The sequence below is a fragment of the Pseudomonas koreensis genome (assembly GCF_025447595.1).
In the GTDB taxonomy this organism is placed as follows: domain Bacteria; phylum Pseudomonadota; class Gammaproteobacteria; order Pseudomonadales; family Pseudomonadaceae; genus Aquipseudomonas; species Aquipseudomonas koreensis_H.
The window spans coordinates 1-16,568 of the sequence record NZ_JAOEJU010000017.1 but is presented as its reverse complement, the minus strand read 5'-3'; the positions used below and the strand labels follow the sequence as shown (position 1 = coordinate 16,568).

Here is a 16,568-nt window from a genome sequence, read left to right as displayed (position 1 = left end):
AGACGAGACTGAATCATGGCCCTCGACATTCACGCTCACCGCATCCTGATCCTCGACTTCGGCTCGCAATACACCCAACTGATCGCCCGCCGCGTGCGCGAGATCGGTGTGTACTGCGAACTGCACCCGTTCGACATGGACGAAGATGCGATCCGCGAATTTGCGCCAAAAGGCGTGATCCTCGCCGGCGGTCCCGAGTCCGTGCACGAAGCCAACAGCCCGCGCTGCCCGCAAGCGGTGTTCGACCTGGGCGTACCGGTCTTCGGTATCTGCTACGGCATGCAGACCATGGCCGAGCAACTGGGCGGCAAGGTTGAAGGCTCCGAACTGCGTGAGTTCGGTTATGCCCGCGTTGACGTGGTCGGCAAGAGCCGTCTGCTCGACGGCATCGAAGACCACATCGACGCCGACGGCCTGTTCGGCCTCGACGTATGGATGAGCCACGGTGACAAGGTCACCAAAATGCCGGAAGACTTCCACATCTTGGCCAGCACCCCGAGCTGCCCGATCGCCGGCATGTTCAACGACGAGCGCGCTTACTACGGCGTGCAGTTCCACCCGGAAGTGACCCACACCAAGCAGGGCGGTCGCATCCTGTCGCGTTTCGTTCTCGACATCTGCGGCTGTGAAGCCCTGTGGACTCCGTCGAAGATCGCCGAAGACGCCATCGCCAACATCCGCGCACAGGTCGGTACCGACAACGTGCTGCTGGGTCTGTCCGGCGGTGTGGACTCCTCGGTGGTCGCGGCGCTGCTGCACAAGGCCATCGGTGACCAGCTGACCTGCGTCTTCGTCGACAACGGCCTGCTGCGTCTGCACGAAGGCGAGCAGGTTATGGCCATGTTCGCCGAGAACATGGGCGTCAAGGTGATCCGCGCCAACGCTGAAGACCAGTTCCTGAACAACCTGGCCGGCGAAGCCGATCCAGAGAAGAAGCGCAAGATCATCGGTCGTACCTTCATCGACGTGTTCGATGCCGAATCCTGCAAGCTGGACAACATCAAGTACCTGGCCCAGGGCACCATCTACCCGGACGTGATCGAGTCGGCTGGCGCGAAAAGCGGCAAGGCCCACGTGATCAAGTCGCACCACAACGTGGGCGGCCTGCCGGAAGAGATGAACCTGAAACTGGTCGAGCCACTGCGCGAACTGTTCAAGGACGAAGTCCGTCGTCTGGGCCTGGAACTGGGCCTGCCGTACGACATGGTCTACCGTCACCCGTTCCCGGGCCCGGGCCTGGGCGTGCGCATCCTTGGCGAAGTGAAGAAGGAATACGCCGACCTGCTGCGTCGCGCCGACCACATCTTCATCGAAGAACTGCGCAAGGCCGACTGGTACCACAAGGTCAGCCAGGCCTTCGTCGTGTTCCAGCCAGTGAAATCGGTTGGCGTGGTCGGCGACGGCCGTCGTTACGCCTGGGTCGTGGCCCTGCGTGCCGTGGAAACCATCGACTTCATGACCGCACGTTGGGCACACCTGCCTTACGAACTGCTGGAAACCGTTTCCGGCCGCATCATCAATGAAATCGAAGGCATCTCCCGCGTCACCTACGACGTGTCGAGCAAGCCGCCGGCGACGATTGAGTGGGAGTGATCCTGCACTGCACCCTCTAGAGTTCAAGGTTGGATTCGCAGAGGTGCAAGAGGGGTTATAAAAAATGCCAGTCAGTTAAGCTGACTGGCATTTTTGTTTTTGGGAGATTGCCTAGGCAGGAGTCATTTCTCAATGAGCGGATAAGGCAGGCGCAGGTATTTAAAGGAACTGTGACCGAATCAAATCCGTATCGAACGGCGTTATCCCTTGATCAGGTGCAAATACCGCTAGTGCCTGCTGCGGCGAAGCCACTCGTTCGCCTCGTGCTCGTACATGCAGATCGAACAATGTCTCCAGGTCAGGCCGTGGTGTATATACCAAAGCCCGCAGCATCAAGGATATTCCGCTGAGGTTGTTCCCGACGTTGTTCCACCGGGGGGCTGAGGTCAGTCCCAGGTCGGCCCAGATTACGCGACGCTCCTGCAAGTCCATCACGAATGGCAGGCAGATCTGTGTATCGGATGCGATATCGATACGATCGAACACGGTTCGCGGTTCGAATACTTCGCCCGATGCCGTATCAGCGCGGGCCATCCAGCCAGCGAAGCATTCTGGAAGATCACAGTACGGTTGCTGGGTGTACGAGTTGATGGACGTGACAACATAACGGACTCCCTTCTCGACCAGGACGTCAAGGTCGAGGTCGATGAACTCCGAAGCCCCTTCGGGTGCGTCGACGATGTCGCCGCTGTGGCAGCCGCCGTAATCTCTCAGGTTGTAGTACGCAACCGTTTCTCTGAACACGAAGTTGGCATCGAAAAATGCGGCGGACAAATCGATGTCCGTGCGTGAACGACCGTTTTTCCACCACAGGAACAGACGAATGAAACGCGTGTCAGGCATCGGCAATCGACTGCCCCGCACCAGTGTCCGTAGCGATTTCGCAGAAGCGCGTTGTGCCAGCGGTACCCTGTATTCGCGCAATTCTGGATCGATGTAACAGCGACCCAATGGCGGTAGTGTCGCAAACCGCGTTAACAGAGCGTCCTCGCAGATTCGGGCTGCACGAGCCAGCACCTCGGGTGCGAGTGGCTCTCGGTCATCCTTGATGCCATAGACTTTGGCGAATGAACCTTTCGGTGTGAACGCTCGAAGAGGCAGGGGGCGCGGTGCACGTGACTGGGCCAGCAACTGCAGCAGGACAGGTGAGGACACTTGTGCCGCAATAGCCTTGAACGCATCGAGAACCGGATCTGGTTCCGTCGCGCGCCGCAGGGTCGCGTCCAGCCGTCGTGCGAACTCACCGGGACGGCTCTGTAGCACGGGCGCAAGCTCGGCAATATCGCGCTGGGCGAACAATGTTTCGACACGTGAACCAAATGAGTCAGGCGCTTCGTTGCGACGCGCCGCCGTGATGGCGGCCAGCGCTCTTGGGTACTTGTAGGCGTAGTCGCCCGGATGTAGTACTTCAGCCAGGCGTTTCCACCGCTCGGCTTGCCGCATCACGTCTTCTGTAGCGTTGGGTATTCGATCGAGCAGACTCAACAGCCGACGGCGCATCGAGCGCCTCATCGCTTTGAAACGTGTCGTAGCAGTCGCCAGTGACACGTCTCCTCCATTCAGCTCGATCGCAAGTCGTAGCACGTCAGTCGCCGTTTCGACGTTTTGCTCCAGGAATGTGTCCACCCGTGCATCACCGGGTACATGCCGGATCAGTGCCCCGCCAACCTGTGCCCGAATCTCCCGGAACGGGACGACCTCAGGCAGCAGACGGAACACATCACTTTTGTACTGGCGGATAAACCAGATGGCATCGGCAGCTTCTTCTTCGGAAAGCGAGGTGCGTGATGAAACCAGTGGCTCGAGCAGTGACTCGAACTCAGGGATGCTTCCCGGTTCGATAACCCAGGGTATGAAGTTGCCCTCAAGCAGTGGTGGTCGTGATTCTTCAGTCGCTGGTAAACGTCGAAGCGTGAGGTAATGCACGACGGCGTTAAGGTACAACTCGGCCTCTGAGGCCGTCAGAACCTGCTCTGGAAAGTCAGGATAAAACGGCCGGTGGTGCACGTGAGCGCCACTCCTGCGCCGAAGAATTCCGACAATGTCACGCAACCAGTACTTGAGTTCGGTCGCCGACAACAGGCCGATTTGTTCAATCAGAGGCTCTGACAGTACGCACCGGAACGCTGCGATTTCCCGGACAGCCGACGCGACCTGAGCGCGCGTGGCACCGCCAGTGCCCGTCGGGACGTAAACTTTGCTACGGCGACGCAGGAACAGCTCCTGATTCATGCTTGATTTTCTCCTTTGGTCGCCGTCGTGAGCGAGCTGCAGCATCGTGTTTACAGTGGATATGAAAACGCCTGCTTAAGAGCAGGCGCGGTGTGGAGAGCGGAACCCCTAGTTCATAGGGTTTAGAAGGAAGGTGTTCCATAGCCACGCTGGCATTCTACGTAAGGTTTTCGGTTTTTGTCAGGTTGCTGTGTACTTCAACAGTAACAAGCCACTTCACATGAGGAGTGGCAATGATCCCGCACACGCCCTGAAGGCGTGAGTGCAAGCAAACCCGAAGCCGCGTGAACAGTGTTCACGCGGCTTTTTTTGTTGTCGCTTACAAAGGTCCGGACCATCCGGCCAGTGTCATGCCCCGGTCGTCCAGGGCCTTGAACAAGGCTTCGACGCTGTCAAAGCGTTTCTCATGGACGGTGGGCCAGCCGGGCCGCTCGATGAAGCAGCGTCCTGATTCGAAGCGGATCGACGTACGTGCTATCAGGTTGTCGCGGCCGCGGTGAATCAACAGGGTTGCGCCGGGTTCATCCTTCAAGGTGTACATTCCCGGACGACTCAGCAACTGCTCGATTTCCAGTTTGGTCTTGGCTTTCCACGGTGTCTGCACTTGCAGGCGCATATCACCTTTGACTTGACCGACAGTCTTGCCCCTCTCGTCGAGGAAGGTCTTGCCGGGATCCGGTTCGAACCCGCGAGACTCGCCATAACCGACATCTTCGATGCGCAGGCCGAGGGCATTTTCCAGCTCACTGACACCGGCGACGCCTTCGAAGGTGTTCGAGTGGGAATTGCCCATGAGCGCTACCCATTTGTGTGGCCCCTGTGCAGCCTGATCGGCCTCGATGATCGTGTGGGCGTAGAAATTCATCATTTTCTGCCGGGTTGTCGGTTCGAGGCCGCTCATCCCCTCCAGTCGGTAACTGGCCATGCAATCGATGGCCTGGATGCGCACGCCATGGCGGTTGGCTTCCTTTACCAGATTGAGGAACGTGTAGCGCCGCAGCGGATCGGTCATGTGTCCACGGTCGAGAGTGTCCAGGTACAACTCGAGGTCCCGCGGCATGACCGAGGTCCTGGCAAAGTTGTCCAGTGCTGCCTGATGGAAGTCTGTAAGTAGATGCTCCATGTACAGGGTCTTCACGCCTTTGCGGGCGAGTACCGGCATTTGCTCCATGAGCCATTGTTTACTGCCCGTATCGGCATGGCTTTCACCGATGACCAGTCCATTGAACTCCTCCAGAGACCGGTCAATGAACGATTCGGCGGTCGCTCCGGGATCGATGGGCGCAAGCGTCGGGCGTGGACCGATGTAGAGTCTGGCGTAGTAATGCGTGGCAGCTTCACGCAGTTGCTTGCGCAAAGTCCTGAAAGTGTCGAGAGGCGAGTGGCCATCAAGGCTTGCGAACGCATCGCCCAGGGTTCGTTCGTTACCGCTTCTGGCGGCGGTATTTAAACGACTGCGCAGCGGTTTGGGAATTTCATAAGGCGAATCGATTGACGGTGTGTCAGGTAGCAGGACTTCAGAAAGCGGCGTCGAGCCTGTAGCGGTCACGGGCAACGGTAATTTTCCGGGTGTTGCCGATGGATCGATGCGCACGCGCCTTTGCGTCAGGCCCTCGTTCTCCAGCGCTTGTGTCAATTCATGAACACTGTCGAAGTGGCGCCCACTGACCGAGCTCCATCGTGGGCGAACTATGGAAAATCCAGCGGCGTCCCGCACGATGGGGGTACTCACCAGCGTACCGTCACCACTGCGGTGGAAAAGTGTGGAAGGTTCCTGAAGCATGAACATGCCTCTTCCCGGCAACGCGTCTTCGATCGTTCGGGCTGTGACAACCGGTGGTGGCGCACTCAATTGCAGACGTAAGTCGCTTTTGAGCACATCGATGGGGTTGCCCAGCAGATCTTTTATCTTTTTACCCGGGTCAGGCGACAGGCCGCCGACCTTGCCCACCGTCACTTCTTCTATGCGCAAAGAGGCGCCACCCTGCAGTTCGCCCAGGCCCACGACTTTGTCGAAGGTGCTGGCACGTCCTTCGTCCACCAGTGCTACCCAGCGATGGTCCCCCCTTGCTGCCTGATCGGTCCGGATCGCGGTGTCGGAAAAATAGTTCATCATTTTCCGGCTGCTGGTTTCTGACGTTTGCTCCATGTGGGGGAAACGGCGACTGGCCATGCAGTCTATGGCCTGGACCCGGATATGGTTTTTCTGTGCGCTTTTCACCAGCTCCGTGTACGAGTGAGGACCGGCAGGGTCGGCACCGAACCGGGTATCGAGGGCCTTGAGATAATCTTCCAGCTCGCGCGGCAACTGGCCTGTCTTGTGGAAAAGGTCGAGATCCGCCTGGTGAAAATCGGTCAGAAGATGATCCAGATACAGGGTTCTGACCTTCTGTTTGTTCAGCACCTTGAAATTGTCGATCAGTACGCCACGCGCGCCCGTGGCGGATGTGTCCTGACCGATCACCAGCCCGGAGGTTTCCTTGAACAGGCGCTTGCTCATGTCAGCGAACGAAGTCGCGGGTTTGAAGGCGGGTAACGTCGGCCGCGCAGGCGTAGCCGGGACACTGAAGAAATCGATGGCATCGTCGTACAGGCTGCGGCGCAGCGTCTTGAAGTCCTGATAGAGACTGTCGCTGGCATGCAGGCTGTCCAGCGGGAAATCGTCCACGCGGGTTTGCGCCACTGAACGCAGCGTGTCTCTGAAGGATTCAGGAATGTCATACGGCATCAGTTGCTTGCCCACTCTGGGCAGCGGATCGGCGGTGTGCCCCCAAGGCCAGTCGCCAAATATCTTCATCCCACCCTTGAGGCCAGGACGTGCAGCAGGTTCCCATTTCAGTGCTTCATTCAGACGAACCGGCACATTGCGGTAAAACGAATACGGATTGACCGGGTCGATGATGACCCAGCCACCCAGCTGCCCTACATGACGAACCTGATAAAACCCCTGACCGGTAGAGCGGCGCATGTAGATGTAGTGTTTGCCCGACGTGGTTTGAATGATCTGTTCAAATTTCGGGTCGTCAGTTTCGATGCGGGTCCTTTCGTCGATCTCGGTCTTGAACGATTCGAGAAAGTCCTCGGGTGCTTCAGGCAATACCTGTTTCGGTGCGACCTCCACCAGAGAGGGTAGCGGTGTTCGAGCCTGGGCCGCTGCCTCCAGTTTTTCTTCCGCGGTAATGGACAGTTCGGATATCGCTGATTCCTCTGTCTGTGCGAGGAATGTCTCGGACTCGGCAATTTCGGGCAACCTGCTGCCGCCCTTGATGAACATGGCATTGAACAGCGTGTCGATGGCTGTGAAAACCGCCCCTGTCACGCCAGACTTGCGCGCCAGGGGCGTCTTGCCGTTGACGATCTGATCGATCTGCAGGCCGACATTGGCGATGCCCGCACCGACGACGGCCAAGGCCACTGGCCAGCCAACGGCCGCCATCGGGCCGAATACGCGATTGAAGGCATTGAGATAGCCAACCCACAGCTTTTTACGCAGATCGCCATTGGAATGCATCATGAACTCCGCATCGCTGATCATGCGGGCATGGGTGGCAGTGCCCAGAAAGGTGAAAAGATCGCTGTCCAGCGTATTGCCGGTTCCATCGACCAAGGTGTGATCGTTGCTGTCCCAGGTGCTGACCAGCAGGTCCAGTACAGCGCTGAGCCCGACGTTTTCGTAATGCGGCTCGCGCCAGAGTTCCGAGACGATTCCGGTCAGCGGCCCGAAAGCCCAGAGCCATCGCCGCTTCGCGACCGCACGCCAGGACGTATCCTCCATGATGTCGTGATCGGCAATCTGAAAATGTGCCATGAAGCGTTTTCGGTCGGAGGGCTTTCTGATCTGCGACAGCACCCACCAGTGCAGCTCACGAGCATTTTGCAAGGCATGTACACCCCAGATCTCCCCCGGAACGTAGAGGATGACACCGCCCTTGCCATCGGTGATGCACAGAATGTCGGTCGCGACGAAACCACCGATTTTCAGCAAACTGACGTGCAATCCATCGGCCGGCGGCGTTTCGTCTTCGAGCATTTTGCGTGTCACGGGCCAACTGACATTTCCGGCGATGGCTTTGACGGCCGTGCGGAAATTGTCGTCCGAGAGCCGGCCGCCTTCTCGGTCCTCCATGGCCTTGGCCAGAAAGGTGCACTTGGCCAGGGTTCTGAAGGTCTTGCCGTGCTTGTTCCAGAACGAGTCGACTTTTTTCCGGTAACGGTCGGCGAAATTGATCGCCCAGAACGCTTTGAGGACGTCGCTGCTGTGCAGCTTCACTTCGTTGGTTTCGTTATAAGTGCCGGCGTCCGGGCCGGCGGTATAGAAGCCCGCGTCGGAATCGAGCAGGTCGGCGTTGTCCTGGTCGTGAACGCTGAAGCGCTGGATCACCAGTTGCGGCAGGGTCATCGATTCGCGTGGCGTTTCAAACAGGTGCTCCCAGCCAGTGAAGGTTCGCGGGCTGCTTTGGGCTGCGTGGAACCGATGCCAGTAAACCTGTTCGGGTTCCAGGTGAGCGAGGTCATGGCTGGCGAGAATCTCTCTGGCAATCGAGCAGGCCATTTCATACATGTCGGGGCAGGCCTCGACCAGGGCGGGAACCAGTGCCTTGAGGGCGTTTCTGTCGGCGCTGTTGGGCAGTGCCATGTCGCGTGTCGTGTCCACAATCTTTCCTTGAGCGTGGTGGATAAAAAGCGACCGCGATCATTTCAAGAGGTGAAGGATTCGTCTGTCAGACACGCGGTTGTTGGCGTGTCGTCCGAAGGAAAAAGATGCATGGGAATCAGGCTTCGCACCTGTAGTCTGCGGCCATCCGCCGCGCTGCCCTTACTGTTTCGCAACCGCAGGTGTATCGTATTCGCCTTTTGCGGGCGCCTTGGCCTGCGGCTGATACGTGAGGTAGTTGTGTCCATGTCCTTTACCCGTCGACAGATACTCGGTGGTCTGGCCGGTCTTGCAGTGGTTGGTGCCGGGGCCGGCGGTGCGACGCGTTACTGGCTGGGCAAGGTTGCCGACGCTAACGCGGGGCATGACTACGAGTTGATCGCCGCGCCACTGGACGTCGAGTTGGTGCCAGGGCACAAGACCGAAGCCTGGGCGTTCGGCCCTTCGGCACCAGGGACCGAATTGCGCGTGCGTCAGGGCGAATGGCTGCGGGTGCGTTTCATCAACCATCTGCCGGTGGCCACCACCATTCACTGGCACGGCATTCGCCTGCCGCTGGAGATGGACGGCGTGCCATACGTTTCGCAATTGCCGGTGTTGCCGGGCGAATACTTCGATTACAAATTCCGTGTGCCGGATGCCGGTAGCTACTGGTATCACCCGCACGTCAGCAGCAGCGAAGAACTGGGGCGCGGGCTGGTCGGGCCGCTGATTGTCGAAGAGCGCGAGCCGACCGGATTCAAATACGAAAAGACCCTGAGCCTGAAGAACTGGCACATCGACGATGAGGGCAATTTCGTCGAGTTCAGCATCCCGCGCGAAGCGGCCCGTGGCGGTACGGCCGGTCGGCTTTCGACCATCAACGGCGTGCCTTCGCCGGTGATCGAGTTGCCGGCCGGGCAGATCACCCGGGTGCGCCTGCTCAACCTCGACAACACCCTGACCTATCGCATCAATATTCCCGGCGTCGAAGCGCAGATCTACGCGCTGGACGGCAACCCGGTCGAGCCGCGCCCGCTGGGCAAGGAATACTGGCTCGGCCCGGGCATGCGCATCTGTCTGGCGATCAAGGCTCCGCCGGCCGGTGAGGAACTGTCGCTGCGCAACGGTCCGGTGCGTCTGGGCACCCTGCGTTCGGTGGCCAACAACGAGGCGCCGACCGACTGGCCGAAAGCACTGCCTGCCAACCCCGTCGCCGAACCGGATCTGGCCAATGCCGAGAAACTCAACTTCAATTTCGAATGGGTCGGTTCGGTGTCGGTGAATGTCGACAACGGCAAACCGCCGAGCCTGTGGCAGATCAACGGCAAGGCCTGGGACATCACCGACAAGACCTGCGCCGATCGACCGATCGCCAGCCTGAAACTCGGTCAGAGCTATATTTTCGAACTGAAGAACATGACCCAGTATCAGCACCCGATCCACCTGCACGGCATGAGCTTCAAAGTGATTGCGTCGAATCGGCACAAGATCGTGCCGTACTTCACCGATACTTATCTGCTGGGCAAGAACGAACGCGCGCAAGTGGCGCTGGTGGCGGATAACCCTGGCGTGTGGATGTTCCACTGCCACGTGATCGACCACATGGAAACCGGCCTGATGGCCGCCATCGAGGTGAAGTGATGCGCCAGATTCGCCCCGCGGCGATCATCGACCGCAGCCGTGATCGTGACTTCATGCGCGAGGCGCTGGAATTGGCGGCCCAAGGCGCGGCCCTCGGCGAAGTGCCGGTGGGCGCGGTGCTGGTGCAAGATGGCGAGGTTATCGGTCGCGGCTTCAATTGCCCGATCAGTACCAGCGACCCCAGCGCACACGCAGAAATGGTCGCGATCCGCGCCGCCGCGCAAGCGGTGGATAACTACCGTCTGCCGGGCAGCACGCTGTATGTGACGCTGGAACCGTGCAGCATGTGCGCCGGGTTGATCGTGCATTCGCGGGTTGCGCGGGTGGTGTATGGCGCGCTGGAGCCCAAGGCCGGGATTGTGCAGAGTCAGGGGCAGTTCTTCACTCAGGGCTTTCTCAACCATCGAGTGTTGTATGAAGGCGGGGTGTTGGCGCAGGAGTGCGGGGCGGTATTGACTGAGTTCTTCAGGGCACGGCGCGCGAAACCCGCAGACTGAACACAAAACCAATGTGGGAGCGAGCTTGCTCGCGATTCGGTCCGACAGTTACAGAAATGTTGACTGTCAAACCGCTATCGCGAGCAAGCTCGCTCCCACAGTGTTATTAGGTGTTTGGAAGATTTACTTCTTCGCGACAATCACCGCCCGCATCGGCGCCGGCAGCCCTTCAATCGTCTTGCTGTGATCTTGCGGATCAAGGAAATCACTCAGCGACTGATACTTCATCCACTCGGTCCCACGCTGTTCGTCAACGGTGGTGGTGCTCACGTCCACGCATTTCACATCCGTGAAACCTGCACGACGCAGCCACAACTCCAGCGCCGGCACCGACGGCAAAAACCATACGTTACGCATCTGTGCATAACGGTCCTCCGGCACCAGCACCTGATGCTTGTCGCCTTCGACCACCAGCGTCTCCAGCACCAACTCGCCACCCTTCACCAGGCAATCCTTGAGCGCCAGCAAATGCTCGATCGGAGAGCGACGGTGATAGAACACACCCATCGAGAACACCGTGTCGAAGCCTTCCAGATTCGGCGGCAGGTCTTCGAACGGAAATGGCAGGTGCCAGGCATTCGGTTCTGACAGATAACGCTGCACCGCCTGGAACTGGCAGAAGAACAGCCAGTTCGGATCGACACCGATCACGCTGTCGGCGCCGGCACCGAGCATGCGCCACATGTAGTAGCCGTTGCCGCACCCGACATCGAGGATGCGTTTGCCCTTCAGATTCAGATGCGGAGAGACCCGCGACCACTTCCAGTCCGAGCGCCATTCGGTGTCGACGTGCACGCCAAACAGGTCGAACGGCCCCTTGCGCCAAGGCGACAAACCCATCAGCGCGGTGCGCATCCGTGCGCGGGTTTCGTCGTCGCAATCGTTGTCCAGTTTCAGGCCGTCGAGCAGGTCGACTTCGGTCGGCTGGATCTTCGGCAAGGCGTCCAGCGCACTTTGCCAGCGCTCCAGATCGCCGTGACCTTTCTCCATTTTCTTGTCGAGTTGCGCTTGCAGGGTGTTGGCCCATTCGGCCAGCGGCGTGCCGGCCAGACGGCGGGCGAGGGGGGACAGATCAATCATGGCAAGGCAATCAACGAGGCAAAGTTAAGACACTGGAACCACGGCACGACTTTCGAGAACCCGGCGGCCAGCAGGCGCTCGCGGTGTTCTTCGAGGCTGTCGGGCTTCATGACGTTTTCGATGGCGCTGCGCTTCTGGGCAATTTCCAGTTCGCTGTAGCCGTTGGCGCGTTTGAACGCGACGTGCAGATCGGTGAGCAGCGCGTGTTCTTCGGCATCGTTGAAGCGCAGCTTCTCCGACAGAATCAGCGCGCCGCCCGGCAGCAACGACTGGCGGATGCGCGACAGCAACGCCGTGCGCTGATCCGGGGCGATGAATTGCAGGGTGAAGTTCAGCGCCACCACCGAGGCCGGTTGGAAATCGAGGGCAAGGATGTCGCCTTCGATCACATCGACCGGCAGCAACTCCTGGAACATCGAATCCTGACCGTTGAGATACTCGCGGCACCGCTCGACCATGGCGGCGGAGTTATCCACCGCGATCACCCGGCAACCGTCGGTGCGCACGTGGCGACGCAGGGCCTGGGTCACCGCACCGAGGGAGGCGCCGAGGTCGTAGAGCACGCTGTTCGGCTGGGCGAACTGCGCCGCGAGCACGCCGAGGTTTTCGACGATGGTCGGGTAACCCGGCACCGAACGCTTGATCATGTCCGGGAACACCCGCACCACGTCTTCGTTGAAGGCGAAGTCAGGCACTTGGGCCATCGGCTGGGCGAAAATGCGATCGGGTTCTTTGCTCACGGCGGTTCCGGCGGTGTCGATGAAAAGGCCGGCATTTTAGCCAAACTGGCGCGCAGATGCGCGGGTTGTCTGATAAACCGCGAGGCAGATGCCGGAATTTTCAGCGGCTGAACGATTGCTATCGCGAGCCTGCTCGCGATGGATTCAGCGCGCTGTTCGACCAAACGCCGACGCCGCAATCCCCCACTGCCCCAGCCAGTAACTGAGAATGATGATGTAGGGCGCTGCATTGAACGGTGAGACAAACCGGTTGATGCCAATCACGCTGTCGGAGAACACGAACGCCACCGCGCCGCCCGCCGCAAGCAGCGCCGAACGTTGCGGTACGCCGCTGCCGAGTCGGGCCAAGGCGCGCCAGAGCATGGCGCTGATGGCGGTGCCGTAGACGATCACCGGGACGGTCAATGGGCCGAGTCCACTGCTGATCAATATGCCCAACAACACGGCGCCGACGCTGAGCGCCAGGATCAGCGGCAGCAGGGCCAGGCGCCGGCAATCGCTGAGGTAGGCCTTGAGATACGCCAGATGCGCGACCAGAAACGCGCCGAGACCGAAGACGAACAAATCCCCCGGCCACGCCAGCAACACATCGCCGATCAACGAGAAAATCAGACCGAGGCTGATCCAGCGGCGGTAGTCGCTAGGCGGCGCATCGTGCAACCAGCCCAGCAACGCCAGCACCGGCAGCGGTTTGACCAGCAGGCAAAGCAGCGCCGCATGGGTGCTGACGCCGTAGAGAAAGGTCACGGCGCCCATCAGCGCGAGGATCAGCCAGCCCACGGTCAGTTCACCGAAATGGCGCAGTCAAAGGTTTCCACCGGCAACACTTCCGGCGCCCACGGTTGTTGCGAAGTCAGGCGCAGGCGACCGGTGCCGGGGGCGAAGGCCTGGAAGCGCCAGGTCGAGAGACCGGCCGCGCCGACCACGCCGGCATCTTCCGGGTTGCTGTAGACCTCGGGGCTGAGGGCGCGCAATACGCCGCCGGCAGAATCCTGGATGGCCCAGCGGTAGCCGGTGGTGGGGTTGCTCGGGAGCATGACGATCAGGTTCTGCCCGTTGGTGAGTCGCACCGGGCATTCGCTCTGTTTTTCCACGGTCACGTTGGTTTTCGGTTGCGTGGCGCAGGCGGCCAGCAGGGCGAGGGACAGGGGGACAAACAGGCGAAGGGGGGACATGGATTCAGTGGCTCCGGCGTTGGCGACGAACGGCGAGCATAACTGAAGATGAGACAAAGTGTGACAGCGCCAAGCTTGGCGTGATCGTTCCTACGTCGAGGCGTCGAACCGTCCGCGTGGGAATGCATCCTGTGACGCTCCGCGTCACGCTTGTGAAGGGACGCAGAGCGTCCCGGGCGGCATTCCCACGCAGAGCGTGGGAACGATCAGCAGGGGAGCGTTAGAAAAGCACCTTCGCCACATCCGCAAACTTCTTGGCGAAATGCACCGTAATGCCTTCCTTCAAGTAATCCGGCAACTCTTCAAAGTTTCCGCGATTCGCCTCCGGCAGAATCAACTCGAAAATCTTCTGCCGCCGCGCCGCAATCACTTTTTCGCGCACCCCGCCAATCGGCAGCACATGCCCGGTCAGCGTCAGCTCGCCGGTCATGGCTACACCTTTTTTCGGCGCCTGATTACGAGCGAGGGAGAGCAGGGCGCTGGCCATGGTCACGCCGGCGCTCGGGCCGTCTTTCGGCGTGGCGCCTTCCGGCACGTGCAGGTGGACGAAGGCTTCGTCGAAGAATTTCGGATCGCCACCGAAGGATTTGAGGTGCGAACTGACGTAGCTGTAGGCGATCTCCGCCGACTCCTTCATCACATCGCCCAGTTGGCCGGTGAGTTTGAAACCGCGATTGAACGTGTGAATCCGCGTGGCTTCGATCGGCAAGGTCGCACCGCCCATGCTGGTCCAGGCAAGGCCAGTAATTACACCGGTGCCGGACAGCACTTGCTCGTTGCGGAACACCGGATGTCCGAGGGACGCTTCGAGGTCTTTCGGGCCGATCTTGATCACCGCTTTTGGATCGTCGATCAGCTTCATCACCGCTTTGCGCACCAGTTTGCCCATCTGTTTTTCCAGCTGGCGTACGCCGGCTTCACGGGCGTAACCGTCGATCAAGGCTTTGAGCGCCGTGTCGCTGATGCTCAGGCTGCCCTTGGACACGCCGGCCTTTTCCAGCAGTTTCGGCCACAGGTGACGCTTGGCGATGGCGACCTTTTCTTCGGTGATGTAGCCCGACAGGCGAATCACTTCCATCCGGTCCAGCAACGGGCCGGGGATCGAATCCAGAGTGTTGGCGGTGCAGACGAACAGGACTTTCGACAGGTCCATCCGCAGGTCCAGATAGTGGTCGAGGAATTCGACGTTCTGTTCCGGGTCCAGCGTTTCCAGAAGCGCCGAGGCCGGGTCGCCCTGGTAGCTCTGGCCCATCTTGTCGATCTCGTCGAGCATGATCACCGGGTTCATCACTTCGACGTCTTTCAACGCCTGGACGAGTTTGCCGGGCTGCGCGCCGATGTAGGTGCGGCGGTGGCCCTTGATCTCGGCTTCGTCGCGCATGCCGCCGAGGCTGAAGCGGTAGAACGGCCGGCCGAGGGATTCGGCGATCGATTTGCCGACGCTGGTTTTACCTACGCCCGGCGGGCCGACCAGCAGCACGATGGAGCCGCTGATTTCGCCTTTATAGGCACCGACCGCGAGGAATTCGAGAATGCGGTCCTTGATGTCGTCGAGGCCGGCGTGATGTTTGTCCAGCACCTTGCGCGCGTGCTTGAGGTCGAGTTTGTCCTCGCCGTACACGCCCCACGGCACCGAGGTCGCCCAGTCGAGGTAGTTGCGGGTGACCGCGTACTCCGGCGATCCGGTTTCGAGGATCGACAGCTTGTTCATCTCTTCTTCGAGGCGCTTCTGCACCTGCGTCGGCAGGACCTTGCCTTCCAGGCGTTGCTCGAACTGTTCGAGGTCGGCGCTGCGGTCGTCCTTGGTCAGGCCCAGCTCTTGCTGGATGACCTTGAGCTGTTCTTTGAGGAAGAACTCGCGCTGGTGCTCGCCGATCTTGCGGTTCACTTCGGCGGAGATTTCTTTTTGCAGGCGCGCGACTTCGACTTCTTTGCGCAGCATCGGCAGGACTTTTTCCATGCGCTTGAGCATCGGCACGCAGTCGAGCACTTCCTGCAGCTCGGGGCCGGTGGCGGAGGTCAGGGCGGCGGCGAAGTCGGTCAGCGGCGATGGATCGTTGGGGCTGAAGCGGTTGAGGTAGTTCTTCAGCTCTTCGCTGTACAGCGGGTTGAGCGGCAGCAGTTCCTTGATCGCGTTGATCAGCGCCATGCCGTAGGCCTTGACCTCGTCGGTCGGCTCGGTGGGCTGGTGCGGGTATTCGACTTCAACGAGATAGGGCGGGCGATGGTGTTTGAGCCAGGTCTTGATGCGGACGCGGCTCAGGCCCTGGGCGACGAATTGCAGTTTGCCGTTTTCGCGGCTGGCGTGGTGCACCTTGACCAGGGTGCCGTATTGCGGCAACGCCTTGGTGTCGAAGTGGCGCGGGTCTTCCTGGGGTGTGTCCATGAAGAACAGGGCCAGGGAGTGGTGTTCGGATTTGCTGACCAGTTCTAGGGTTTCGGCCCAGGGTTCTTCGTTGACGATGACCGGCAGGACCTGGGCCGGGAAGAACGGGCGGTTGTGGATCGGGATGATGTAGACCTTGTCCGGCAGGTTCTGGCCGGGCAGGGCGAGGCCTTTGCCTGGGACGTGGTGTTCGATGTGTTCGGCGTCGGTTTCGGTGATGTCGTCGGGGTTCTCGGGGAATTCTTGCTGGTCGCTCATGGGGCACCTGCGCAATTGGGTATGGGTGTTAGATGGGGCAGGGGTTGGGTGGTTTCAATGGGGTGGGGTGTTTCTGCTTGTGTGTTCAGGGGTTTGACAGGGTTTTGGGTTTGGGCTTGGCGGCCTTTGGGCCGGCCATGCTGTGGTTTTATCGGGTACATATCCGTTTCTTCGGGTGCGGCCGCTGGCGGTTTCGCCCTTACGGCGAGTCCCTTTGGCAAACGCCCCAAAGGAACCAAAGGTCTGGGCCCCGGCGTTCGGCACCTCGCTTTGGCTCGGTGTTCCTTCGTTCCGGGATTCATCCGGGGGCATCGCCTACGGTTTGCTTCG

10 protein-coding genes are annotated in these 16,568 nt (G+C 60.0%); 3 read left to right on the top strand and 7 right to left on the bottom strand.

Features of this window, described 5'->3' with window-relative positions; all coding sequences use genetic code 11:
- The first annotated feature begins 15 nt into the window (after positions 1–15).
- Positions 16–1,593, top strand: a complete 1,578-nt coding sequence (gene guaA / locus N8H71_RS19565) for a glutamine-hydrolyzing GMP synthase (RefSeq protein WP_108590389.1) — start codon at positions 16–18, stop codon at positions 1,591–1,593.
- 159 nt (positions 1,594–1,752) lie between these two features.
- Here the strand turns inward: guaA and N8H71_RS19560 are convergent, their stop codons facing one another.
- Positions 1,753–3,825: a TerD family protein gene (locus tag N8H71_RS19560; protein WP_262195266.1), complete on the bottom strand. Its 2,073-nt coding sequence runs from the start codon at positions 3,823–3,825 to the stop codon at positions 1,753–1,755.
- 319 nt (positions 3,826–4,144) lie between these two features.
- Entirely contained in the window at positions 4,145–8,461 is a 4,317-nt protein-coding gene (locus tag N8H71_RS19555) for a membrane-targeted effector domain-containing toxin (RefSeq protein WP_347710523.1), read from the bottom strand.
- Between the two features lie 264 nt (positions 8,462–8,725).
- On the opposite strand from N8H71_RS19555, the gene N8H71_RS19550 reads away from it, so the two are divergent.
- Both N8H71_RS19550 and tadA read left to right on the top strand, forming a co-directional pair.
- A complete protein-coding gene (locus N8H71_RS19550; protein ID WP_262195262.1) occupies positions 8,726–10,102 on the top strand; it encodes a multicopper oxidase family protein in 1,377 nt (458 codons plus the stop codon).
- The gene (tadA, locus tag N8H71_RS19545; RefSeq protein ID WP_262195260.1) at positions 10,102–10,599 is read left to right on the top strand and encodes a tRNA adenosine(34) deaminase TadA; all 498 of its coding nucleotides are present in this window, start codon (positions 10,102–10,104) and stop codon (positions 10,597–10,599) included. Before N8H71_RS19550 ends, tadA begins: the two co-directional genes overlap by 1 nt.
- 123 nt (positions 10,600–10,722) lie before the next feature.
- Here the strand turns inward: tadA and cmoB are convergent, their stop codons facing one another.
- The 5 genes from cmoB to lon form a co-directional block, all read right to left on the bottom strand.
- Positions 10,723–11,679, bottom strand: a complete 957-nt coding sequence (gene cmoB / locus N8H71_RS19540; RefSeq protein WP_262195258.1) for a tRNA 5-methoxyuridine(34)/uridine 5-oxyacetic acid(34) synthase CmoB — start codon at positions 11,677–11,679, stop codon at positions 10,723–10,725.
- Positions 11,676–12,383: a carboxy-S-adenosyl-L-methionine synthase CmoA gene (gene cmoA / locus N8H71_RS19535; RefSeq protein ID WP_262195364.1), complete on the bottom strand. Its 708-nt coding sequence runs from the start codon at positions 12,381–12,383 to the stop codon at positions 11,676–11,678. The genes cmoB and cmoA overlap by 4 nt, the downstream gene beginning before the upstream one ends.
- A gap of 180 nt (positions 12,384–12,563) precedes the next feature.
- A complete protein-coding gene (locus N8H71_RS19530; protein WP_262195257.1) occupies positions 12,564–13,199 on the bottom strand; it encodes a lysoplasmalogenase in 636 nt (211 codons plus the stop codon).
- A gap of 2 nt (positions 13,200–13,201) precedes the next feature.
- On the bottom strand, positions 13,202–13,594 hold the full coding sequence (locus tag N8H71_RS19525; protein WP_102716880.1) for a protease inhibitor I42 family protein: 393 nt from the start codon (positions 13,592–13,594) through the stop codon (positions 13,202–13,204).
- Between the two features lie 220 nt (positions 13,595–13,814).
- The gene (gene lon / locus N8H71_RS19520) at positions 13,815–16,238 is read right to left on the bottom strand and encodes an endopeptidase La (RefSeq protein ID WP_127799742.1); all 2,424 of its coding nucleotides are present in this window, start codon (positions 16,236–16,238) and stop codon (positions 13,815–13,817) included.
- Between the last annotated feature and the right edge of the window lie 330 nt (positions 16,239–16,568).

Excerpts from the sequence above, each read along its gene's own strand:
- N8H71_RS19560 (WP_262195266.1), bottom strand. The coding sequence starts at position 3,825 with ATGAATCAGGAGCTGTTCCTGCGTCGCCGTAGCAAAGTTTACGTCCCG.
- N8H71_RS19525 (WP_102716880.1), bottom strand. The coding sequence starts at position 13,594 with ATGTCCCCCCTTCGCCTGTTTGTCCCCCTGTCCCTCGCCCTGCTGGCC.
- cmoA (WP_262195364.1), bottom strand. The coding sequence starts at position 12,383 with ATGGCCCAAGTGCCTGACTTCGCCTTCAACGAAGACGTGGTGCGGGTG.
- N8H71_RS19550 (WP_262195262.1), top strand. The coding sequence starts at position 8,726 with ATGTCCTTTACCCGTCGACAGATACTCGGTGGTCTGGCCGGTCTTGCA.
- tadA (WP_262195260.1), top strand. The coding sequence starts at position 10,102 with ATGCGCCAGATTCGCCCCGCGGCGATCATCGACCGCAGCCGTGATCGT.
- cmoB (WP_262195258.1), bottom strand. The coding sequence starts at position 11,679 with ATGATTGATCTGTCCCCCCTCGCCCGCCGTCTGGCCGGCACGCCGCTG.
- N8H71_RS19555 (WP_347710523.1), bottom strand. The coding sequence starts at position 8,461 with ATGGCACTGCCCAACAGCGCCGACAGAAACGCCCTCAAGGCACTGGTT.
- guaA (WP_108590389.1), top strand. The coding sequence starts at position 16 with ATGGCCCTCGACATTCACGCTCACCGCATCCTGATCCTCGACTTCGGC.
- lon (WP_127799742.1), bottom strand. The coding sequence starts at position 16,238 with ATGAGCGACCAGCAAGAATTCCCCGAGAACCCCGACGACATCACCGAA.